Below are 20,549 nucleotides of genomic sequence, written 5' to 3'. Positions count from 1 at the left end.
CGGAAGGAAAACGCACCGGATGACCACGACCGCGATACCGCGCAAGTGGCACACGACAGCCGAGGTCGCCCACATGCTCGGCTTCGGCCTCTCCAAGACCAAGATGCTCGTCCTGACCGGTGAAATCCGCTCGGTCAAGGTCGGCCGTAACCGCCGCATCCTCCCGGCCTGGGTGGACGAGTACGTCAACCGTTGCGTCCAGGACGAGACCGAGAGGTGGTCCGCATGAGCGGCAAGCGCGGAAACGGAGAGGGGTCCATCTACCCCTACAGGAACGGCTTCGCCGCGTACGCCTGGGTCACCACCCCGGACGGCAGGAAGAAGCGCAAGTACGTCTATGGCAAGACGCGGACCGAGGTTCACGACAAGTGGATCAAGCTCCACACGGAAGCGAAGAAGGGGCCTGTCGCCACCAGTGTGCCGACGCTTGAGCAGTACCTCACGTACTGGCTGCGGGAGGTCGTGGAGCCTGATCTGAAGCCCAAGACGGGGGAGACCTACGCGATGCACGTCCGGCTCTACATCGCGCCCGGCCTCGGCCAGAAGCGCATAGACAAGCTCACCGTGCGGGACGTTCGGACGTGGGTCAACGATCTGCTCGAACAGTGCCAGTGCTGTGCCCAGGGCAAGGATGCCCGGCGCGAGGAGCCTCGTTGCTGCGCGGTCGGTCGGTGCTGCGATCGGGTCCCGTCCCGCCGTACTGTCCAGGACGCCCGTGCCGTCCTGCGTTCCGCGCTCACCAACGCCATGACGGAAGAGCTGATTTCGAAGAACGTCGCGGGCCTGGTCAAGGTGCGGTCCGCCCGGAAGGTCAAGCGTGACCCCTGGTCCGTGGAGGAGGCCCGGAAGTTCCTCGAAGCGGCCAGCGCCGCCCGTGATCCGCTCTACGCGGCATGGGTGCTGATCCTCGTCCTCGGGTTCCGACGCGGTGAAGTGCTCGGGCTCACCTGGCAGGGCGTCAACCTGGATGCCGGGGAGGTCACGGTGCAGCTTCAGCTTCAGCACATCCGTCGGCGTCTGGTGCATGACGAGACCAAGACCGAAGCCTCAACGGCCACCCTGCCGCTTCCCGATATCTGTGTCGCCGCTCTCCAGGTGCGCAGGAAGGAGCAGGAAGCGGCCAAGCAAACGGCCGGAGAGCTGTGGACGGATTCGGACTTCGTGTTCACCACCCGCTACGGGACCCCGATCGAGCCACGCAACTTCAACCGCTCGTTCGCCGACCGGTCCTCCAAGGCAGGCATCCGCCGGATCCGGCTGCATGACACGCGTCACACCTGTGGGTCGCTGCTCGCCGCACTCGACGTGCACCCGCGTATCGCGATGCAGATCCTCCGGCACAGCAAGATCGCGGTGACCATGGAGATCTACACGCACGTCCCGTCCGAGGCCACCCGTAAGGCGCTGCGGAGGCTCGGCAAGCACCTGGGCAAGCAAGATCGGAAGCGTCGGAAGTAGTTGCTGTACTTCGCTGCTGTACGGCACCAAAGAGCCCCCGCCAGGTTTCCCTGGCGGGGGCTTTGAGCTGCGGTGGACCTGAGGGGATTTGAACCCCTGACCCCCTCGATGCGAACGAGGTGCGCTACCAGTCTGCGCCACAGGCCCTTGCAACGAGTGAAACTCTAGCATCCCCTGCGGGGTGCTTGGAAATCCGTTCCCCGCTGGTCAATGGAGTGCGCGTCACTCGTTGGCGGCGCGGGGCCGGTCCTCGTCCGCGTACTGGTCGAAGAGGGGGGTGCGGCCGCGTTCCCGCGAGGTGCGGGGCGGGGCCGCGGAGCTGTGCCCGGCGTCGGGCTCGGCAGGCGGTGCCGGGTCCGGGGCGGGGTCGACGGTGCTGGAGCGGGCGGAGCTCCAGGCGTCGGGGGCGGCCAGGTCGACGCTGCCGGTCGCGCGGGGGGCGACGGGCGCCGTGACGTACGTCGGCAGTGGGACCGGCACCGGCTCCCAGCCGTCCCCGGCGGCCGGGCCGCGCTCGCGCTCGCGCTCCTGGTCCACCCACTCCGCGTGGTCGGTCTGTTCGACCAAGGCGCGGCGCCCGGCCGCGTGCGGGGAGGCGGACGGGACAGCGGCGGGCTCGGCCTCGGCGGGGGCGGGCGGGTCGGCGGGGCCGTCGCCGCTGGAAGGGCCGTCGGCGGGCGGATGGCTACGCGGGCGGCGCTCCCGCAGCCGCTGCGCGGCCTGCTCGGCGCGGCGCTGGTCCATGGTGAAGGCGAAGCGGCGGCGCTCCTGGGCGCGCAGATAGGCGATGTACGCGCTGAGCAGTATGGCCGGAAGGGCTGGGGCCCACAGGAAGGCGAGACCGCCGACCGCGGCGACGATCGCGCCGAGGGTGAAGGCGACGAAGAGAAGCACAGTGGTGCGGCGACGGCGCGCAAGCACCCGCGCCCGCTTCCCGCGATCCAGCGCGCTGCCGCCGGTCGGGGCGGCCGGGGCCGCGGCCTCGTCCTCCGCCGGCGGCCCGTCCGGATCGCCGGAAGCGGGCGCGAGCAAGGTCACGGGCTCGGCGAAGGCCCGGACGTCGACCGCGTCGGTGACGGCTTCCGGATCGGCGGAGAAGCGCTCCGGGTCGCCGGAGCGACCCCCGGCGTCGGGGGCGTCCGCGTCCTGCGCGGTACGTACCGCCTGGTCATCCGGAGTCCCCGGGCGCTCTCGGTCCTCCAGCCCCTTGGCGTAACGGCGCTCCATGCCCGCCCGTCCGGACAGCAGCCGGATGGCGGTGCTGAAGCGTTCCGTCGGACGGGCCTCATTGAGCTCGTCCTGCCTACGGAGCCACATCGGCACCAAATAGGCGGCCCAGGCCCCGACGATGACTGCGTAGATGAGGCCACTGCTGCTCACGCTCACACGGTAGAGGGGTCCGCGGGAGGCCATCCGCCAATTGGCGCGGTGTGTCGCACGATCTGGCTGATATCTCGAAAGTTTTTTGTGATTGTTGGGATGACCAGGCTGGGAATGCGTCGAATATAATCGAACAGATTTTTTATTTCTGCGATGCCCCTGGTCGCGTCCGGTGCCATCGGGCGAGCAGCCCCTCCGACAGTTCCTCCACGGTGAGCGCGAAGACCAGATGGTCGCGCCATGCGCCATCGATGTGCAGATAGCGCGGCCGCAGCCCCTCCTCGCGGAATCCGAGTTTCTCCACCACCCGGCGGCTCGGCAGGTTCTCCGGCCGGATGCACACCTCGATGCGGTGCAGCCCGACGGTGCGGAAGCAGTGGTCGGCGGCGAGCGCGAGCGCGGTCGGCATGACGCCGCGCCCGGCCACCGCCTGATCGACCCAGTAGCCGATATGGCCCGAGCACATCGAGCCCCAGGTGATCCCGGCGACCGTCAGCTGCCCGGCCAGCCGCCCCTGGTACTCGATGACGAACGGCAGCATCCGCCCGTTGTGCGCCTCGGCGCGCAGATGGCGCACCATCTGCCGGTAGGTGGGCCGCTGGGTGACGGGGCCGCCGGGTGCGGGCGGCGGAATGGTCGCCTCCCAGGGCCGCAGCCACTCCCGGTTGCGCTGGTTGACCTCGCGCCAGGCGCGCTGGTCGCGCAGCTTTATGGGGCGCAGGACCGTGTCCCCGTCCGCCAGCACGACCGGCCAGGGCGCGTTCAGCTCGCGCTCCCGGCGGGACCGGCGGCATCGGCTGCACCGGCGGGACCGGTGGGTCGGGGGTGGTCGCCGCCGTGGATCTGATCGACCGCGTGCACCAGGAGCCGCCCGAGCACCGCGAGGCCGTCACGGACGCCTCCGGTCGAGCCGGGCAGGTTGACGATCAGGGTCGTCCCGGCGACCCCGGCCAGCCCCCGGGAGAGCGCCGCGGTGGGTACCTTCGCGAGCCCTTCGGCGCGGATGGCCTCCGCGATGCCGGGGATCTCGTAGTCCAGGACCCGGCGGGTGGCCTCGGGGGTGCGGTCCATCGGGGTGAGTCCGGTCCCGCCGGTGGACACGACGACGTCGTACGAGGCGGCCACCGCGTCCCGCAGCGCGGACTCCACCGGGTCGCCGTCGGGCACCACGCGCGGGCCGTCTACCGCGAAGCCGAGCGTGGTCAGCCCCTCGGCGATCAGCGGCCCGCCCTTGTCCGGGTAGACCCCGGCGGCGGCGCGGTTGGACGCGGTGACGACCAGGGCGCGGTACCGCGGCGCGTCGTCCGGGGCGGTGTCGTCCGGGGCCGTGGGGGCGGTCATTCCCGGCTCCAGTCGCCGGACTTCCCGCCGGTCTTCTCCTCCACCCGTACGTCGGTGATGACCGCGCCCTTGTCGACGGCCTTGACCATGTCGATCACCGTCAGGGCGGCGACCGAGACCGCCGTCAGGGCCTCCATCTCGACGCCCGTGCGGTCGGTGGTCTTCACGGTGGCGGTGATCTCGACCGCGTCGTCGGCGACCGCGAGGTCGACCTTCACGCCCGACACGGCGAGCGGATGGCACAGCGGGATCAGGTCCGGGGTCCGTTTGGCGCCCATGATGCCCGCGATCCGGGCGGTCGCGAGGGCGTCGCCCTTGGGGACGCCCTCGCCGCGGAGCAGTTCGACCACGCGTGGCGCGACGAGCACGCGGCCGCTCGCGCGGGCGGTGCGCGCGGTGACGTCCTTGGCCGAGACGTCGACCATGCGCGCCGCGCCCGCCGGGTCGAGATGGGTGAGATGGTCCTGGGCGCTGCTCATCGTTCTCCCGGTCCGGGCCAGGTGGCTCTGTGCGACGACACCGTACCCGCCGTAGGCCTCCGCTAGGCGAGAAGGACCACGTCCACCTCGGCCCCGGGGGCGACCTCGGCCACCTCCTCGGGGATCACGATCAGCGCGTTGGCCCGGGCGAGGGCCTTGATCAGATGCGATCCGGCCCCGCCCACCGGGGCGACCGTGCCCGGTTCGCCCGGCGCCGACGACGGCTCGTACCAGCCCCGCAGGAACTGGCGCCTGCCATCCGGCGAGGACGCGATCCCGTCCGGACAGAACGCCCGCACGGTGGTGCGGTGGACCTGACCCGCGCCCAGCATGGTGCGGATCACCGGCCGGACGAACAGCTCGAAGGAGACGTACGAGCTGACCGGATTGCCGGGGAGGGCGAGCAGCGGCGTCCGGTCGGAGCCGATCCGCCCGAAGCCCTGGGGCTTGCCGGGCTGCATCCCCACCGTCCGGAACTCGACCTCGTGCATGGCCTCCTTGACCACGTCGTACGCGCCGACGCTGACTCCGCCGCTGGTGACGACGATGTCGGCGCGGCTCAGCTGGTCCTCGACGGTGGCGCGCAGCGTCCCGGCGTCGTCGGCGACCGCGCCCACCCGGTAGGCGATCGCCCCGGCCTCCTGGGCGGCGGCGGTGAGCTGGTAGCTGTTGGAGTCGTAGATGCGGCCCGGCCCCGTCTGCTCGCCGGGCTGGACCAGCTCGCTGCCGGTGGACAGCACGACGACGCGGGGCCGCGGCCGGACCCTGACCGTGGCACGGCCGATGGCGGCCAGCAGCCCGATCTGAGCCGCCCCGAGGACCGTGCCGGCGCTCAGCGCCAGCTCCCCCGCCCCCGCGTCGCTGCCCCGGGCGCGCACGTGCTGCCCGTCCCGGACCGGCCGGAAGACCCGCACCAGGCCGCTGCCGCCGTCCGGGTCCGTGCTGCGGGCGGGCATGCCGCTGACCGGCCCGTTGTCCAGGCCGCCGTCGGTCCACTCGACCGGGACGACGGCCTGGCCGCCGGGCGGCAGCGGGGCGCCGGTCATGATCCGGGCGGCCTCGCCGGGGCCGACGGCGGGCAGGTCGCCGCTGCCCGCCGCGATGTCCCCGACGACCGTCAGCACCGCGGGATGCTCCCCCGTCGCCGCCCCGATGTCGGCGGTGCGGACGGCGTAGCCGTCCATCGCGCTGTTGTCGAAGGGCGGGAGGGCGGCGGGCACGGTGACGTCCTCGACCAGGACGCAGCCCATGGCGTCCAGCAGCTGCAGCTCGATGGGGTCCAGCGGGTGAATGTGCCCGAGGATGTCGTCGAGGTGCTCGGCCACCGACCAGACCCGGTGACGCTCCCGGCCCTCGCCCGTGCCCTGATCGGCGGCCCGTGCCGCGGTGCTGCTCAAAGTGCTACATCTCCTCGGTGACGTAACTGCGAAGCCAGTCCCGGAAGTCCGGGCCCAGGTCTTCACGTTCGCACGCGAGTCTGACAATGGCACGCAGATAGTCGCCACGGTCGCCTGTGTCGTACCGCCGGCCCTTGAAGACGACCCCGTGCACCGGGCCTCCGATGTCCGGATCCGAGGCGAGCGCCTGGAGCGCGTCGGTCAGCTGGATCTCGCCGCCGCGGCCGGGCTCGGTGCGGCGCAGCACGTCGAAGACGGCGGGATCCAGTACGTAGCGGCCGATGACCGCGTACGAGCTGGGCGCGTCGGCCCGGTCGGGCTTCTCGACCAGTCCGGTGACCTGGACGACGCCCTCGTCCAGGGTGGGCTTCACGGCGGCGCAGCCATAGAGGTGGATCTGCGCGGGATCCACCTCCATCAGGGCGATGACGCTGCCGCCGTGCTGCTCCTGTACCTCGACCATCCGGGCCAGGAGCGGGTCACGGGCATCGATGAGGTCGTCGCCGAGGAGGACGGCAAAGGGCTGGTCACCTACGTGCGGGGCGGCGCACAGCACGGCGTGGCCGAGGCCCCTGGGGTCGCCCTGCCGGACGTAGTGCATGGTCGCCAGGTCGCTGGACTCCTGGACGCGCGCGAGGCGGGTTTCATCGCCCTTGCGGGTCAGGGCCTCTTCGAGCTCGTAGTTGCGGTCGAAGTGGTCTTCCAGGGGCCGCTTGTTGCGACCGGTGATCATAAGAACGTCGGACAGGCCGGCGGTGACGGCTTCCTCGACGACGTACTGGATCGCCGGCTTGTCGACAACCGGCAGCATCTCCTTCGGGGTGGCCTTGGTGGCCGGGAGGAAGCGGGTTCCGAGGCCCGCGGCAGGGATGACAGCCTTGCTGATCCGAGTACGCGTTTGAGTCATGCCCCGAACCTTATCCGGTGCCTTTCAGGCGATTGATGAGGATACGGTGAATATGACATGAGACAGGAAGTATGTGCACTCGATGAGCACCACTGAGGTTAGTAAGCCCGCGTTGCGGAGACGCCTCCTGGCGATGAGGTCCGGGTTGACGGCGGATGACATCGAGGCGTCCGCCGCCTCGCTGGCGTGTCGCGCGCTGGAGTTGCCGGAGCTGGCCCGGGCGGACACCGTGGCGGCCTATGTCTCGGTGGGGCGCGAGCCCGGTACGCGCGCGCTGCGGGAGGCGCTGCGTGCGCGGGGCGTACAGGTACTGCTCCCCGTCCTGCTGCCGGACAACGATCTCGACTGGGGCTCGGACGAGGGACCGGACGGTCTGGTGCGCGCCGGCCGGGGCCTGCTGGAGCCCGGCGGGCCGCGGCTGGGCCCGGACGCGGTCACCCGGGCGGACGCGGTCCTGCTGCCGGGGCTCGCGGTGGACCGGCGGGGTATGCGGCTGGGGCGCGGCGGCGGTTCGTACGACCGGGTGCTGGCCCGGCTGGAGCGGGCGGGAGCCGATCCCGCGCTCGTGGTGCTGCTGTACGACGGCGAGCTGCTGGACGCGGTTCCGGAGGAGCCCCACGACCGCCCGGTGCACGCGGCGGTGACGCCCTCGGGGGCGCACCGCTTCACCTGAGACGCGCCTGGCAGCGCGGCGGCCCCGCCGGAAGCGCCCTAAGGCGCTTCCGGCGGGGCCGGGAGGTTCGCGGGTCCCCGCCCCCGGTCCGGGGCGGGAACGGCCCGCAGAGGGCCGCCTGCGGGCCCGGAGGGCCCGCAGGCGGCCCTCAGGGGGTGAGGGCCAGCTGATCGTCGGTGGACTTGTCCACCGCGGTCTTGCTGAACGCCCAGGGCAGCAGCTCGCCCTTCGCCCACTTCTCGGTCTGGTCCGTGTAGTGCGCGTTGTAGGCGTGGCCGGAGGCGCCGGTGAGGTTGATCCACCGCGACTTGTCGAAGTTGGCGAGGTTGACGACCATCCGCATCGACGGCACCCAGGTGACGTCGTAGCCGCCCGCCGCGTTCCAGCCGGTCGCGTTGACCGCCGCCTCGCCGCCCGCGAGGTCCCAGGGGCCGCGGTTCAGCATCCACTGGACGACGCCCGGGCCGTCGGTGCCCAGCGTCTGGTTCCTCAGCGTCAGCCGGTGCAGCCGGCCCCAGCTCCAGGTGTTGATGTTCTTGCCCAGCTTGGCGGTCAGCTCGGAGCGCGCGTTCCTCATGGCCTGGGCGAGGAGCTCGTCGCGGTTGGTCGCGCCCGGGTGATTGCGGGTGCCGGCGGTCTTCCACCAGTCGTTGCCCGGCTCCTTGATGATCTTCCGTACGACCTCGTACCAGCGGTCGCCGCCGTCGGGCTGGGCCGTGTCGGCGTCGCGCGTACCGCATTCGCGCACCAGCCGGGTGTTGCCGTCCAGGTCCTCGAGCGGACCGGAGTCCGCGGCCGGCCGCACCCGCAGGCACTGCCCCTTCACCCGCAGTTCCTTGGGCATTTTGTCGCCGAAGGCGAGCATCAGGGTGTTGCGCCAGACGGAGTTGAAGTATGCGGCTGCCGCCGAGTCGGCGTCCTGGGTGTAGTCCCAGCCCTCCAGGAGCTTCTGGGCCTCGCGGACGAACGGATCCTTGATGTTGATCTTCAGCAGATAGGGCGTCAGCACTTTGGCGATCTCACTGCTGTTGTCCGTCTGCAGGGACTGCATGTCGTCCGTGGAGATCTTCCCGCCGTCCTTGATCTTGGATTCGATCAGGTCGGTGATGCGCTGGCTCCGCGCGCCGTATCCCCAGTCGTCGGTCAGCAGGTACGGGTACTTCTTCTGGTCTATGACGGCCTGGTTGGCGGTGACGATGTAACCGCGGTCGGGGTTGTACTCCCAGGGCAGCGCCGACTGCGGAATGAACTTCGACCACCGGTAGCGCGAGTCCCAGCCGGGCGCCGGGTAGCGGCCGTCGCCCTCGTTGCGCACCGGGATCCTGCCCGGCGCCTGGTAGCCGATGTTGCCCTTGGTGTCGGCGTAGATGAGGTTCTGGGCGGGGACCGCGAAGTCGCGGGCCGCCTTGCGGAAGTCGTCGAAGTTCCGGGCGGTGTTCAGCCCGAAGACCGCGTCCATGCTGTTGGACGGGGACAGCGCGGTCCACTTCAGGGCGACCGCGTAACCGTCGCCGCGGTCGGGGGCCACATCGTCGGCCCCGCTGCCGACCGGTGCGCTCTTGCCGACGTTCGTCAACTCGTCGTTCCGGTCGGAGACGATCGGCCCGTTGTTGGTGCTGCGTACCGTGATCGTGCGGTTCTTGCCGCCCGCGACCTTGATGGTCTCCTCACGGCTGCGGAACGGGACCTGCTTGCCGTCGTAGAGGTAGTGCGTCGCGGTGACCTTCTCCAGGTAGAGGTCGCTGACGTCGGCACCCAGATTGGTCATTCCCCAGCTGATGTTCTGGTTGTGGCCTATGACCACACCGGGCATCCCGGAGAACGTGTAGCCCGCCGTGTCGAACGGGCACGCGCTGCTGACCTGGTTGCAGTGCAGGCCCATCTGGTACCAGACGGACGGCAGCTGGGGCGCCAGATGCGGGTCGTTGGCGAGCAGCGGCTTGCCGGTGGTCGTGTACTTGCCGGAGACGACCCACGAGTTGGAGCCGATACCGCTTCCGTTGGGGCCGAGCAGCGCCGGAACCTTCTCCAAAGTCTTCGACATCGACGTGAGCCGGCTCTGCAGCCCCTGGGTGGCTCCGCCCACCCCGGTCGCGCCGCCGGTGGACCCCGCGCCGCCGCCCGTGGTGCCCGTCGACGTCGCCTTGGGGTCGAACTCGTCGGTGGTCTCGTCGAGCGCACCGCCCTGGACGATCGGCTTGTTCCGGCTGAACGGATACGACGGGTACAGCTCTTCTATCTGCTTGGCGCTCAGCCGGCTCGACGCCAGTGCGCGGTCCACCTCGTCCTGCATATTGCCGCGCAGGTCCCAGGCCATGGCCTTGAGCCAGGCGACCGAGTCGACCGGGGTCCACTTCTCGGGCTTGTAGCCGTCGTTCTTGAAGCTCAGCGCCTCGTATTCGGCCGAAAGCGCCTTGCCCTCGTGGTCCTTGAGGTAGGCGTTGACCCCGTCGGAATAGGCCCGTAGATACTTCTTCGTCGTCGGCGACAGCTTGGTGTCGTATTCCTGCTGCGCCACCCGGCGCCAGCCCATGGTGCGCAGGAACGCGTCGGTCTCGACCTGGCCGGAACCGAACATCTCCGAGAGACGACCGGCCGTCATATGACGGCGGACGTCCATCTCCCAGAAGCGGTCCTGGGCCTGGACGAAGCCCTGGGCGCGGAACAGGTCGTCGGGTGAGTTGCCGTAGATCTGGGGTATGCCATTACCGTCGCGCTTGACCTGGACGGGATCGGAAAGCCCCTTGAGCTGCAGCGACCCCGTGGTCTCCGGGAAAGAGGCCCGCACGGTACTGATACTCCAGTACGTGCCGAAGCCGAGACCCCCCACGAGCAGCAGCACGACTGCGATCACGATCAGGCGGAGACGACGGCTCTTCTTCTTGGGAGAAGAGCCGGTTTTGTTGGCGGGCATCGCTGTCCTTCGAGGGGCAGGGTGATCCTGGAGTGCTGGAGCAACCATAGGCGCAGCGCTGTCGCCGCCCCTACGCGGAGTCATGACTGACGCCGTCCACCGGCCACCGGACCGGGTCTCCCGCACCTCGCCCGCACCCCCGCGGGCGGCCCATGTGGAAGGCCCGCGTCAAGAACCCGTAAAATGTTAGGTAAGGCAATGAAGTTCCGGTCGGCCGGGATCCGTTCACCTCGTCCCCGAAGGTCCCGCCGCTCACGTGAGAAAGGTTCGGCCCCTGACTGTCCACCACCTCAATGAACTGCTGCTGGTCTGCTCTCTCGTCCTGCTCGTCGCGGTGGCGGCCGTAAGGGTCTCCTCCCGCAGCGGGCTGCCCACCCTGCTGCTCTACCTCGGGATGGGCGTCGCCCTGGGCACGGACGGGCTCGGCGTCACCTTCGACAACGCCGAACTGACGCAGGTCATCGGCTACGCCGCGCTGGTGGTGATCCTGGCCGAGGGCGGCCTGGGCACCAAGTGGCGAGAAATCAAACCCGCGCTGCCGACGGCCGCCGTGCTGTCGACCGTGGGCGTCGCGGCGAGCGTGGGGGTCACCGCGGCGGCGGCGCACCATGTGGTGGGGCTGGACTGGCGGCAAGCGCTGATCATCGGCGCGGTGGTGTCGTCCACGGACGCGGCGGCGGTCTTCTCCGTGCTGCGCAAGGTGCCGCTGCCCAAGCGGCTCACCGGCACCCTGGAGGCCGAGTCGGGCTTCAACGACGCCCCGGTGGTGATCCTGGTCGTCGCCTTCTCCAGCCAGGGCCCGATAGACCCCTGGTACGTCATGCTCGGCGAGATCACCCTGGAGCTGGCGATCGGCGCCGCCATCGGTCTCGCGATCGGCTGGCTCGGCTCGTACGGCCTGCGCCGGGTGGCCCTGCCCGCCTCAGGCCTGTACCCGATCGCGGTGATGGCCATCGCGGTCGTCGCGTACGCGGGCGGCGCGCTGGCACACGGCTCCGGCTTCCTCGCCGTCTACCTCGCCTCGCTCGTGATGGGCAACGCGAAGCTGCCCCACTGGCCGGCCACCCGCGGTTTCGCCGAGGGGCTCGGCTGGATCGCCCAGATCGGCATGTTCGTCCTGCTCGGACTGCTGGTGACGCCGCACGAACTGGCCGACGACGTCTGGCCGGCCGTCGCCGTCGGCCTGGTGCTGACCGTGGTCGCCCGGCCCGTGTCGGTGCTGTTGAGCACGGCGCCGTTCCGGGTGGCATGGCGGGAGAAGGCCCTGCTGTCCTGGGCCGGGCTGCGCGGCGCCGTGCCCATCGTGCTCGCGACCATCCCCATGGTCGGCGACGTGCCCGACAGCCGTCGGCTCTTCAACATCGTCTTCGTCCTGGTGATCATCTACACCCTGGTCCAGGGCCCGACGCTGCCGTGGCTCGCCACCCGGCTGCGCCTGGAGGAAACGGAGGGCACCGCGGACCTGGGCATCGAATCGGCGCCACTGGAGCGGCTGCGCGGCCATCTGCTGTCGGTGTCGATCCCCAAGGACTCCCGGATGCACGGGGTGGAGGTCGCCGAGCTCCGGCTGCCGCCCGGGGCCGCGGTCACCCTCGTCGTCCGGGGCGGCTCCAGCTTCGTCCCCCTGCCCTCGACCGTGCTGCGGCGCGGCGACGAACTCCTGGTGGTGGCCACCGACCCGGTGCGGGACGCGGCCGAACAGCGGCTGCGGGCGGTCGGCCGGGGCGGCAAGCTGGCGGGCTGGCTGGGCACCGGCGGTGGCTGATGGTTCGGCTGACGAGGTGGCGTAGGTCACCGTGTGCCGTACCGCAGTGGACTGGCGGGCCGGAATACTGCACTATGGAGCGTCGTTAGCACTCAACGAGTGAGAGTGCCAGGAGGAAGTACGTGCCGACCTATCAGTACCAGTGCACCGAGTGCGGCGAGGGCCTCGAGGCGGTGCAGAAGTTCACCGACGACGCGCTGACCGAATGCCCCCAGTGCCAGGGACGCCTGAAGAAGGTGTTCTCCGCCGTCGGCATCGTCTTCAAGGGCTCCGGCTTCTACCGGAACGACAGCCGCTCGTCGTCCAGCAGCTCGAGCGGCGGCTCGAAGTCCACGGCGAAGAGTGACAGCGGTTCGTCGTCGGATTCGTCCTCGTCGTCGGAGAAGACCTCGTCGTCTTCATCCTCCTCCTCGGACACGTCCTCGGGGTCGTCGTCTTCTTCGTCGTCGGCGTCCTCGTCTTCTTCGTCGAGCACGTCGTCGAGCAGCACCAGCTCGGCCGCCTGACATCGCACGCGCCGCGCCCCCGCCGCCTCCCTTCCCGGGAAGCCGCGGGGGCGCGGTGCGTCCGGGCGCCCTCGGCCACGGCTGGCTAGGGTGATCGCATGGCCGAGACGAGCAGCACCCAAGCAGACATAGGGGTCATCGGGGGGTCGGGGTTCTACGCCTTCCTCGACGATGTGACCGAGATCACCGTGGAGACCCCCTATGGCCCTCCGAGTGATTCGCTCTTCCTCGGCGACATCGCGGGACGGCGGGTCGCCTTCCTGCCCCGGCACGGCCGCACGCATCATCTGCCGCCGCACCGGATCAACTACCGCGCCAACCTGTGGGCCCTGCGCGCGGTCGGGGTGCGCCAGGTGTTCGGGCCCTGCGCGGTGGGCGGCCTGCGGCCGGAGTACGGACCGGGGACGCTGCTCGTGCCGGACCAGCTGGTGGACCGCACCAAGGGACGTACGCAGACCTACTTCGACGGTGAGCCGCTCCCGGACGGGCGGGTGCCGAACGTGGTGCACACCACCTTCGCCGACCCGTACTGCCCGGTGGGACGGCAGGCCGCGGTGACGGCGGCGCGCGGACGCGACTGGGAACCGGTCGACGGCGGAACGATGTGCGTGATCGAAGGGCCGCGTTTCTCCACTCGGGCGGAATCGCGCTGGCATGCCGCGCAGGGCTGGTCGGTGGTCGGGATGACGGGACATCCGGAAGCGGTGCTCGCTCGTGAACTGGAGCTGTGCTACACGTCGTTGACGCTGGTCACCGATCTGGACGCGGGGGTGGAGACGGGTGAGGGCGTCTCGCACGCCGAGGTGCTGAAGGTGTTCGGCGAGAACGTCGGGCGGCTGCGCGAGGTGCTCTTCGACGCAGTGAGCGGCCTTCCCGACAACGCCGACCGGGACTGCCTGTGCGCGCACGGGCACGACGGCTGGGATCTGGGGCTGGAGCTGCCGTAGCGGGTGCGCCGGCGGGGCCGCCGGTGCGGGCGGCCGGGCCGCTGGTGCGGGCGGCGAGCCGCTGGTGCGGGCGGCGCTGGTGCGGGCGGCGCTGGTGCAGGTGCGCCTCGTGTGGGGGACCGAGTTGTCCACAAGGCGACGGCCGTCCACAGGCCCCAGCGGGATCGGGCGGGGCCGGGCATGGTGAGGGGCCAGAAGCTCCCGGCTCCTCACGGCAGGCGGTGTTGTGCCATGTCCCATCCGTTTCCCGCATCCCCGTCCCCCGCGTTCCCGCTTCCCGCCTCCCCCGCGCCTTCTCCGCAGGCCCGCGCCACTCCCCCGGTCCGCGCGGTGCCGCGCTTCGGTCCGGTGCGGGTGGCGCGCGATGGCAGATACCGGCTGCGGCGGTCCGTGCGGCGACGGCGGCGCTCGATGGCGGCCGGGCTGGCGCTGACGGCCGCGGCGCTCGCGGCGGCGGCACCGTCCGGTCAGGGGCCCGCGCGCCCGGAGTCCTCCCCCGCCACCGCGGCCGGCGGCCGGTCCGGGCCGCCGCGCACCGCCATGGTGTCCGCGCCGGTCCGGATCGCCGACGCCGCGGCGGTGCGGCTGCTGCACCCCGGCGACCGGGTGGACGTGCTGGCCACGCCCGCACCCGACGGCGTGCGGCGCCGAGGGTCGGGTGGCCCGGCGCGGGTGGTCGCGCACGGGGTCCGGGTGGCCTCCGTCCCCGGCCTCAGCGACGACGGCCCGCCGGGGGCCGGTGGCTCCCCGGAGGCGGGCGAGCCGGATGCCGGGGCGCTCGACGGCGGCGGTCCGGCGGACGGCGGGGCGCTGGTGGTGCTCAGGGTGCCGCGCGCGGCCGCCGCAGCGGTCGCCGGGGCCGGGGCCACCTCACGTCTGGCGGTGACCCTGTGCCGCTCCTGACATGTATGCCTCGCCTCCTGGGCCGATTCGACGCACGTGTAAGTTGCGGAACCGTCCGCTCCTGCACCGTTGCGGCGAGAGAAAGGCAGTGGGTTGAGCACAGAGAAGGTGCCAGAGAAGGTGCCAGAGGAGAAGGAGAGCGTGCTGGAGGGCTTCAAAGCCTTCCTGATGCGCGGCAATGTGATCGACCTCGCGGTCGCGGTCGTCATCGGGGCCGCCTTCACCGCCGTGGTGAACTCCGTGGTGAAGGGCCTCATCAATCCCATCGTCGGCGCCTTCGGCACGAAGGACCTGGAGAAGTACCGCTCCTGCCTCGAGGCGCCCTGCGAGACCAACGCGGCGGGCGAGGTGGTGAAGGGCATCCCGATCCTCTGGGGCAGCGTGCTGTCCGCCGTGCTGACCTTCCTCATCACCGCGGCGGTGGTGTACTTCCTGATGGTGCTGCCGATGTCGCGCTATCTGGCGCACAAGGCCGCCAAGGAGCAGGCAGCCGAGGAGGAGCAGGCCGAGACGGAGGCCGAGGAGATCAGGCTGCTCCGCGAGATACGGGACGAGCTGGTGGCCCGGCGCGAAGGCGGCCCCGGCGCCTAGCCGAGCGCCTGCTCGGCATCGTGCGCGGTCAGGGCTCCCGGCGTGGGGCCCTTCGCCGTCAGAGGTGGTGGGGCGGCTTCTCGTCGAGGAATCGGGCAAGATCCGCGGCGCTGTCGGTGCTGTGGCCGCCGGGAGCCCGCTCACCCCACCCGCGGTCCGTGTCGTCCGAGGACGGCTGCGCCAGAGGATCGTCGAAGATCAGCGCGGCGGCGGGATCGCGCGGTCCAGGGGCGGGGGCGGTGCTCATGGCTCAAGCGTACGACCGCGGCAGCGGTTCGGTGTACCGGCCGAGCTCGTCGTGCCACCACAGGTCCCGGCCGGGCTTCCAGGACACCGGGCGGCCGAGGCGGTGCACGACCAACACGTTCCGCACGCCGGGGCAGCCGGTGAGCGCCCGATCCACGAGCTGCTTGAGCGGGTGCTGCTCTCCGCAGCGCTGTTCCCCGTCCGCGGTGATGACGATCTTGGCGTCCATCCCCCTGATCCGGTCACGCAGTTCATGCGGGCGCAGTCCCACCGGCAGACTGACGCGTACGACGTCGAGCCGGCCACAGGCGAGTGTGGCGATCACGGATTCGGGCACCAGCGGCAGATGGACCGCCACACGGTCGCCGGCCCGGACTCCGAGCCGGGTGAGGGCGGCCGCGGCCCTGGCGGCCTGGTCGAGCAGCTCGGCGTGGGTCAGCTCCTCGGTGCAGTCGGGTTCGCTGATCCACCGGAGGGCCACCTGGGAGGTCTGCCGCGCGGCGGCGGCCAGCATCGGGAGCTCCTCCGTCCGGGAGGTATGGGGCACGGCGGTCTTCCTTGGGACGGGGACGAACGGCATACCGCACAGCCTGCTGTCACGTCATCAACGTCTGATGAACGTCCGCTATATGAGGCGGCGATGGCCCGGCGCGCGCCGTCCGGAAGTGCTCGCGAGGGCCCTCGTGCCGGGGCCGGGCAGACCTCGTTGTACGACCATGACACGAGCCGCCGTGCTACGCATAGCGCTCATGGATGCCGAACGAACCCCCCAAGACTCCCCGCAAGTCGGCCGGGCCGACGCGCTGACAGACGTACCCGGGCTGCGCGTCGGCCATGCGCAGCGCACCGGAGGCGGATGGCTCACCGGAACAACCGTCGTGCTGGCTCCCGAGGGCGGCGCGATCGCCGCCGTCGATGTGCGCGGCGGTGGCCCGGGCACCCGGGAGACCGACGCCCTCGAGCCGCGCAATCTCGTCCAGCGCGTGGACGCCGTCGTGCTGACCGGCGGCAGCGCCTTCGGCCTGGACAGCGCCTCGGGAGTGGCCGGCTGGCTGGAGGATCACGGCCGCGGCTTCCGGGTCGGCCCCGATCCGGCGCAGGTCGTCCCGGTCGTCCCGACGGCCGCCCTCTTCGATCTCGGCCGTGGCGGTGACTGGCGGGCCCGGCCTGGCGCGGCCCTTGGCCGGGAGGCCGCCGAGGCGGCGGCAGGAACGGAGCCGGGCGCGCCGGTCCGGCAGGGCAACGCGGGTGCGGGCACCGGCGCGGTGGCCGGTGGGCTGAAGGGCGGCCTGGGATCGGCGTCGCTGGTGCTGCCGTCCGGCATCACGGTGGCCGCGCTGGTGGCGGTCAACGCACTCGGATCGGTGGTCGATCCGCGGACCGGTGTGCTGTACGGGCAGGGGTACGAGCCGTCCGGCGACGGCCGGCCCTACCGCCCCGGCGAGGAGGAGCACGCGGAGGCGGTGCGCCGTCTGGCCGCCGCGCGGGCCGAGTCGGAGCGGCGCCAGGCCGCGTCGGTGCGGCCTGCGCTGAACACCACCCTGGCCGTGGTCGCCACCGACGCCGCGCTCACCCGGGCCCAGGCGCACAAGCTCGCGGGCACGGCGCACGACGGGCTGGCCCGGGCGATCCGGCCGGTGCATCTGATGTCCGACGGTGACACGGTCTTCGCCCTGGCCACCGGTGACCGCCCGCTGGTGCCGGAGGAGGGCGGGGGCGGTGCGCAGGATCCGGCGTTCGGGGTGCACCGGGAGGCCGGGGCGCTGAACGAGGTGCTGGCCGCGGGGGCGGACGCGCTGACCCGGGCCGTGGTCAAGGCGGTGCTGGCGGCGGAGGGCGTGGACGGCCCGGGCGGGGTCTTCCCCGCGTACCGGGATCTGTACGGCGGACCGTTCCGGGCGGACGGCTCCGAGTAGGGCCAAGTGGGTCCCTGAGGGACCGAGAGACCGAGGACTGAGAGGGAGGGGGAATCACCATGGATGCCGATCTGCTGGTTGTCGGCGGCGGTCCTGCGGGCTGTGCGGCCGCCGTGATGGCGGCGAGCCTCGGGATGCGGTCCGTCCTCGTCGAGTCGGGCGACGTGCTGTGCGGTGCGCTGCGGCGCATCCCGGTGGTGAGCAATGTCCTGGGTTTCACCACCGGCCCCGGGATGGCGGCGGCGATCGAGGCCGACGTGGCGCGGTGTGACCTCTGCCGGGTGGAGTCGGGGCGGCGTGCCACCCGGATCGACGCGTTCGAGGACCGCGTGGAGGTGGCGGTCGACGGACCAGGGGCGGCGCCGCTGACCGCGCCGTATGCCGTCGTCGCCACGGGGGTCGGGCCGCTGGCGCCTGCGGCCGCCGGGTGGCTCATGGGAGCGGGGGGCCGGGAGCTGCCCCGGTTGTGGGAGGCGGATGCCGCGGCGATCAGCGGCCGCACGGTTCTGGTCCTCGGCGCGGACCGTCCGCTGGGCACCCTCGTCCGCGCCCATCCGGGGCTGCGGGCCCGGTTCCTGGTCGCCCATCCGCCCGAGGACGCGTACAAGACCGAGGAGGTCGGGCAGGACGCCCGGGTGGAGCTGATGGCCGTGCGGCGGCTGGAGTTGGGGCCGCCATCGGCGCCGCTGCGAGCCGAGGCGCTGACCGTGGCGGGCGAGCGGCGCGCCCTCACGGCCGACCTGGCGTTCCTGAATCTGGGCAGCGCCCCGGCGCCGCCCGGCGGGTCCGTCGTCACCGGCGGGTCCGGTTACTGCCCGCCCGGCCGCCAGCATCCGAGGATCCGTACCGCCGGTGATCTGCGCTCCGCCCGCTTCCAGCGGATCGCGACCGCGATGGGCTCGGGCAGCGAGGCCGCGCTCAGCGCCTACTACGCTGCGCGCGGCCTCGCCACGGATGAGGTGGGGGATGGCTGAGATGAGGTCAGACCGCGACCGCCACCTTCTCCTCGTCCCCGGCGGCGCCCTTCGCGGAGGCGTCACCACCGGCCGGGGCCGTGGCGCCGTCCTCCGCCTTCTTCCGCAGCCCCTTGAGGAAGACCACCAGTCCGGTCGACACCACCGTGCCCGCCAGGATGGCCAGCAGGTACAGGAACGGCTGGCCGATCAGCGGGACCACGAAGATGCCGCCGTGCGGGGCGCGCAGCGTGCAGCCGAAGGCCATCGACAGCGCACCGGTGACCGCGCCGCCCACCATCGAGGAGGGGATCACCCGCAGCGGGTCCGCCGCCGCGAACGGAATGGCGCCCTCGCTGATGAAGGAGGCGCCCAGCACCCAGGCGGCCTTGCCGTTCTCCCGCTCGGTCTTGGTGAACAGCTTCGCGCGCACGGTGGTGGCCAGCGCCATCGCCAGCGGCGGGACCATACCGGCCGCCATCACCGCGGCCATGATCTTGAGGCTGCCCTCGCTCGGGTTGGACACCGCGATGCCTCCGGTCGCGAAGGCGTACGCGACCTTGTTGACCGGGCCGCCGAGGTCGAAGCACATCATCAGGCCGAGGATCACGCCGAGGCCGATGGCGTTGGCGCCGGAGAGCCCGTTGAGCCAGTCGGTCATCGCTGCCTGGGCGGAGGCGATGGGCTTGCCGATCACCACGAACATCAGGAAGCCGACGATCGCCGAAGAGATCAGCGGGATCACCACGACCGGCATGATGCCGCGCAGCGCCGCCGGGACCTTGAACCGCTGGATGCCCATGACGACCGCGCCCGCGATCAGGCCCGCGACCAGACCGCCGAGGAATCCCGCCTTGATCGTGGTCGCGATGAAGCCGCCGACGAAGCCGGGCACGAGCCCGGGCCGGTCGGCCATGCCGTAGGCGATGTACCCGGCCAGGACCGGCACCAGGAAGGTGAACGCCGCGCTGCCGATCTGGAAGAGCAGCGCCGCCCAGCTGGCGGTCTCGGTCCAGACGAAGTGGTCCGCGACGGACTTGGCGTTGGCGATCTCGTAGCCGCCGATCGCGAAGGCGAGCGCGATGAGCAGACCGCCCGCGGCGACGAACGGGACCATGTAGCTGACACCCGTCATCAGCCACTTGCGCAGCCGGGTGCCGAAGCGGTCGCCGCCCGCGTCCATCGGTGCGCCGTCCGCGTCATCGGCCGCGTCCGCCGGTGCGCTGGTCTCGCCGCGCGCCGCCTTGTCGCGCGCCTCGGCCACCAGCTCGGCCGGACGGTTGATCCCCGCCTTGACCCCGACGTCCACCGTCGGCTTCCCGGCGAACCGCTCCTTCTCCCGGACCTCCACGTCATGCGCGAAGATCACCGCGTCGGCGGCGGCGATGGTGGCGGCGGGCAGCCTCTCGAATCCGGCCGAGCCCTGGGTCTCCACCACCAGCTCGACACCGGCCTCACGGGCGGCGTTCTCCAGCGACTCGGCGGCCATGTAGGTGTGCGCGATACCGGTGGGACACGAGGTGACGGCGACGATCCGGAAGGGCACCGCCGCGGCCGCGGTCCCGGCGGGCTCAGCGTTCCCGGCGGGCTCCGTCGGCTCGGCCGGGCCGCTCGCCGCGTCCTTCGGTTCCTCGGCCGCGGGCTCCTCCGGGGCGCCGTCCGCGGCGGCGGAGGATTCCTCGTCACCGCGGATCAGGGCGGCCACCCGGGCCGGGTCGTCGGCGGCCCGCAGGGCACCGGTGAACTCGGCGTTCATCAGAGACCGGGCCAGGCTGGACAGGATCGTCAGGTGATCACTGTCCGCGCCCGCGGGGGCCGCGATCAGGAAGACCAGGTCGGCCGGTCCGTCCGGCGCGCCGAAGTCGATCCGGGCCGTGCTGCGCCCGAAGGCCAGCGTCGGCTCGGTGACGTGCTCGCTGCGGCAGTGGGGTATGCCGATGCCGCCGTCCAGGCCGGTCGGCATCTGCTCCTCGCGGGCCGCCACGTCGGCGAGGAAGCCGTCGAGGTCGGTGACCCGTCCGGCCGCGACCATGCGCTCGGCCAGCGACCGGGCGGCAGCTTCCTTGGTGTCGGCGGACAGGTCAAGGTCGACCAGATCCGCGGTGATCAACTCACTCATCTCGCGGCTCCCTTGGGTGCGATACCGCCCGGGGAAAGGCGGGTGGAGGGGGTG

General features: G+C 71.6%; 20 protein-coding genes and 1 tRNA gene. 10 read left to right on the top strand and 11 right to left on the bottom strand.

Features of this window, described 5'->3' with window-relative positions; genetic code table 11:
* The first annotated feature begins 19 nt into the window (after nucleotides 1-19).
* Nucleotides 20-229, top strand: coding sequence for an excisionase family DNA-binding protein (locus tag ACH4SI_RS38040; protein WP_398304141.1), 210 nt, complete (start codon nucleotides 20-22; stop codon nucleotides 227-229).
* Nucleotides 226-1,458, top strand: a complete 1,233-nt coding sequence (xerC, locus tag ACH4SI_RS38035; protein ID WP_398304139.1) for a tyrosine recombinase XerC — start codon at nucleotides 226-228, stop codon at nucleotides 1,456-1,458. The genes ACH4SI_RS38040 and xerC overlap by 4 nt, the downstream gene beginning before the upstream one ends.
* A gap of 73 nt (nucleotides 1,459-1,531) precedes the next feature.
* Here xerC and ACH4SI_RS38030 read toward each other — a convergent pair.
* The 7 genes from ACH4SI_RS38030 to galU form a co-directional block, all read right to left on the bottom strand.
* Nucleotides 1,532-1,605, bottom strand: a tRNA-Ala gene (locus ACH4SI_RS38030).
* Nucleotides 1,606-1,680: 75 nt separating this feature from the next.
* A complete protein-coding gene (glpR, locus tag ACH4SI_RS38025) occupies nucleotides 1,681-2,838 on the bottom strand; it encodes a gephyrin-like molybdotransferase receptor GlpR (RefSeq protein WP_398304137.1) in 1,158 nt (385 codons plus the stop codon).
* A gap of 142 nt (nucleotides 2,839-2,980) precedes the next feature.
* Nucleotides 2,981-3,604: a GNAT family N-acetyltransferase gene (locus tag ACH4SI_RS38020; RefSeq protein ID WP_398304173.1), complete on the bottom strand. Its 624-nt coding sequence runs from the start codon at nucleotides 3,602-3,604 to the stop codon at nucleotides 2,981-2,983.
* Nucleotides 3,601-4,179, bottom strand: a complete 579-nt coding sequence (locus ACH4SI_RS38015; protein WP_398304135.1) for a molybdenum cofactor biosynthesis protein B — start codon at nucleotides 4,177-4,179, stop codon at nucleotides 3,601-3,603. The genes ACH4SI_RS38020 and ACH4SI_RS38015 overlap by 4 nt, the downstream gene beginning before the upstream one ends.
* The gene (gene moaC, locus ACH4SI_RS38010; protein ID WP_063735369.1) at nucleotides 4,176-4,658 is read right to left on the bottom strand and encodes a cyclic pyranopterin monophosphate synthase MoaC; all 483 of its coding nucleotides are present in this window, start codon (nucleotides 4,656-4,658) and stop codon (nucleotides 4,176-4,178) included. Before moaC ends, ACH4SI_RS38015 begins: the two co-directional genes overlap by 4 nt.
* Before the next feature lie 62 nt (nucleotides 4,659-4,720).
* Nucleotides 4,721-6,055 (bottom strand): gephyrin-like molybdotransferase Glp, encoded by a 1,335-nt coding sequence (glp, locus tag ACH4SI_RS38005; protein ID WP_398304132.1) that lies wholly within the window; start codon nucleotides 6,053-6,055, stop codon nucleotides 4,721-4,723.
* A 4-nt stretch (nucleotides 6,056-6,059) separates the two neighbouring features.
* A complete protein-coding gene (galU, locus tag ACH4SI_RS38000; RefSeq protein ID WP_398304130.1) occupies nucleotides 6,060-6,962 on the bottom strand; it encodes a UTP--glucose-1-phosphate uridylyltransferase GalU in 903 nt (300 codons plus the stop codon).
* A gap of 82 nt (nucleotides 6,963-7,044) precedes the next feature.
* On the opposite strand from galU, the gene ACH4SI_RS37995 reads away from it, so the two are divergent.
* A complete protein-coding gene (locus tag ACH4SI_RS37995) occupies nucleotides 7,045-7,635 on the top strand; it encodes a 5-formyltetrahydrofolate cyclo-ligase (protein ID WP_398304128.1) in 591 nt (196 codons plus the stop codon).
* A 148-nt stretch (nucleotides 7,636-7,783) separates the two neighbouring features.
* Here the strand turns inward: ACH4SI_RS37995 and ACH4SI_RS37990 are convergent, their stop codons facing one another.
* Nucleotides 7,784-10,549 carry a penicillin acylase family protein gene (locus ACH4SI_RS37990; RefSeq protein WP_398304126.1) on the bottom strand — a complete coding sequence of 922 codons (2,766 nt, stop codon included), beginning with the start codon at nucleotides 10,547-10,549 and terminating at the stop codon, nucleotides 7,784-7,786.
* A 256-nt stretch (nucleotides 10,550-10,805) separates the two neighbouring features.
* Between ACH4SI_RS37990 and ACH4SI_RS37985 the strand changes: the two genes are divergently transcribed.
* The 5 genes from ACH4SI_RS37985 to mscL all read left to right on the top strand — a co-directional run bounded on the left by ACH4SI_RS37985 (nucleotide 10,806) and on the right by mscL (nucleotide 15,261).
* Nucleotides 10,806-12,314 carry a potassium/proton antiporter gene (locus ACH4SI_RS37985; RefSeq protein WP_398304124.1) on the top strand — a complete coding sequence of 503 codons (1,509 nt, stop codon included), beginning with the start codon at nucleotides 10,806-10,808 and terminating at the stop codon, nucleotides 12,312-12,314.
* A 122-nt stretch (nucleotides 12,315-12,436) separates the two neighbouring features.
* Nucleotides 12,437-12,820, top strand: coding sequence for an FmdB family zinc ribbon protein (locus tag ACH4SI_RS37980; protein WP_398304122.1), 384 nt, complete (start codon nucleotides 12,437-12,439; stop codon nucleotides 12,818-12,820).
* Nucleotides 12,821-12,918: 98 nt separating this feature from the next.
* Nucleotides 12,919-13,767, top strand: a complete 849-nt coding sequence (locus ACH4SI_RS37975) for an S-methyl-5'-thioadenosine phosphorylase (RefSeq protein ID WP_398304120.1) — start codon at nucleotides 12,919-12,921, stop codon at nucleotides 13,765-13,767.
* A 231-nt stretch (nucleotides 13,768-13,998) separates the two neighbouring features.
* Nucleotides 13,999-14,670, top strand: coding sequence for an RcpC/CpaB family pilus assembly protein (locus ACH4SI_RS37970; RefSeq protein ID WP_398304118.1), 672 nt, complete (start codon nucleotides 13,999-14,001; stop codon nucleotides 14,668-14,670).
* A 120-nt stretch (nucleotides 14,671-14,790) separates the two neighbouring features.
* On the top strand, nucleotides 14,791-15,261 hold the full coding sequence (mscL, locus tag ACH4SI_RS37965; RefSeq protein ID WP_398304116.1) for a large conductance mechanosensitive channel protein MscL: 471 nt from the start codon (nucleotides 14,791-14,793) through the stop codon (nucleotides 15,259-15,261).
* Between the two features lie 58 nt (nucleotides 15,262-15,319).
* Here mscL and ACH4SI_RS37960 read toward each other — a convergent pair whose 3' ends face one another.
* Together ACH4SI_RS37960 and ACH4SI_RS37955 are read right to left on the bottom strand one after the other, a co-directional pair.
* Nucleotides 15,320-15,508: a hypothetical protein gene (locus tag ACH4SI_RS37960; RefSeq protein ID WP_398304114.1), complete on the bottom strand. Its 189-nt coding sequence runs from the start codon at nucleotides 15,506-15,508 to the stop codon at nucleotides 15,320-15,322.
* Nucleotides 15,509-15,511: 3 nt separating this feature from the next.
* The gene (locus ACH4SI_RS37955) at nucleotides 15,512-16,054 is read right to left on the bottom strand and encodes an AMP-binding protein (RefSeq protein WP_398304112.1); all 543 of its coding nucleotides are present in this window, start codon (nucleotides 16,052-16,054) and stop codon (nucleotides 15,512-15,514) included.
* A gap of 202 nt (nucleotides 16,055-16,256) precedes the next feature.
* Between ACH4SI_RS37955 and ACH4SI_RS37950 the strand changes: the two genes are divergently transcribed.
* Nucleotides 16,257-17,423 carry a P1 family peptidase gene (locus tag ACH4SI_RS37950; protein ID WP_398304110.1) on the top strand — a complete coding sequence of 389 codons (1,167 nt, stop codon included), beginning with the start codon at nucleotides 16,257-16,259 and terminating at the stop codon, nucleotides 17,421-17,423.
* 59 nt (nucleotides 17,424-17,482) lie between these two features.
* Nucleotides 17,483-18,397, top strand: a complete 915-nt coding sequence (locus tag ACH4SI_RS37945; RefSeq protein WP_398304108.1) for an FAD-dependent oxidoreductase — start codon at nucleotides 17,483-17,485, stop codon at nucleotides 18,395-18,397.
* Nucleotides 18,398-18,404: 7 nt separating this feature from the next.
* Here ACH4SI_RS37945 and ACH4SI_RS37940 read toward each other — a convergent pair whose 3' ends face one another.
* The gene (locus ACH4SI_RS37940) at nucleotides 18,405-20,495 is read right to left on the bottom strand and encodes a fructose-specific PTS transporter subunit EIIC (RefSeq protein ID WP_398304106.1); all 2,091 of its coding nucleotides are present in this window, start codon (nucleotides 20,493-20,495) and stop codon (nucleotides 18,405-18,407) included.
* Nucleotides 20,496-20,549: the final 54 nt, after the last annotated feature.

It is taken from the genome of Streptomyces sp. NPDC021212, assembly GCF_044332925.1.
Lineage (GTDB): Bacteria > Actinomycetota > Actinomycetes > Streptomycetales > Streptomycetaceae > Streptomyces.
This window is presented reverse-complemented; position numbering and strand designations above follow the sequence as displayed.

Coding starts and splice junctions, on each gene's coding strand:
- ACH4SI_RS38040 (WP_398304141.1), top strand. CDS start 20: ATGACCACGACCGCGATACCGCGCAAGTGGCACACGACAGCCGAGGTC.
- xerC (WP_398304139.1), top strand. CDS start 226: ATGAGCGGCAAGCGCGGAAACGGAGAGGGGTCCATCTACCCCTACAGG.
- ACH4SI_RS38015 (WP_398304135.1), bottom strand. CDS start 4,179: ATGACCGCCCCCACGGCCCCGGACGACACCGCCCCGGACGACGCGCCG.
- moaC (WP_063735369.1), bottom strand. CDS start 4,658: ATGAGCAGCGCCCAGGACCATCTCACCCATCTCGACCCGGCGGGCGCG.
- galU (WP_398304130.1), bottom strand. CDS start 6,962: ATGACTCAAACGCGTACTCGGATCAGCAAGGCTGTCATCCCTGCCGCG.
- ACH4SI_RS37995 (WP_398304128.1), top strand. CDS start 7,045: ATGAGCACCACTGAGGTTAGTAAGCCCGCGTTGCGGAGACGCCTCCTG.
- ACH4SI_RS37990 (WP_398304126.1), bottom strand. CDS start 10,549: ATGCCCGCCAACAAAACCGGCTCTTCTCCCAAGAAGAAGAGCCGTCGT.
- ACH4SI_RS37975 (WP_398304120.1), top strand. CDS start 12,919: ATGGCCGAGACGAGCAGCACCCAAGCAGACATAGGGGTCATCGGGGGG.
- ACH4SI_RS37970 (WP_398304118.1), top strand. CDS start 13,999: ATGTCCCATCCGTTTCCCGCATCCCCGTCCCCCGCGTTCCCGCTTCCC.
- ACH4SI_RS37960 (WP_398304114.1), bottom strand. CDS start 15,508: ATGAGCACCGCCCCCGCCCCTGGACCGCGCGATCCCGCCGCCGCGCTG.
- ACH4SI_RS37950 (WP_398304110.1), top strand. CDS start 16,257: ATGGATGCCGAACGAACCCCCCAAGACTCCCCGCAAGTCGGCCGGGCC.
- ACH4SI_RS37945 (WP_398304108.1), top strand. CDS start 17,483: ATGGATGCCGATCTGCTGGTTGTCGGCGGCGGTCCTGCGGGCTGTGCG.
- ACH4SI_RS37940 (WP_398304106.1), bottom strand. CDS start 20,495: ATGAGTGAGTTGATCACCGCGGATCTGGTCGACCTTGACCTGTCCGCC.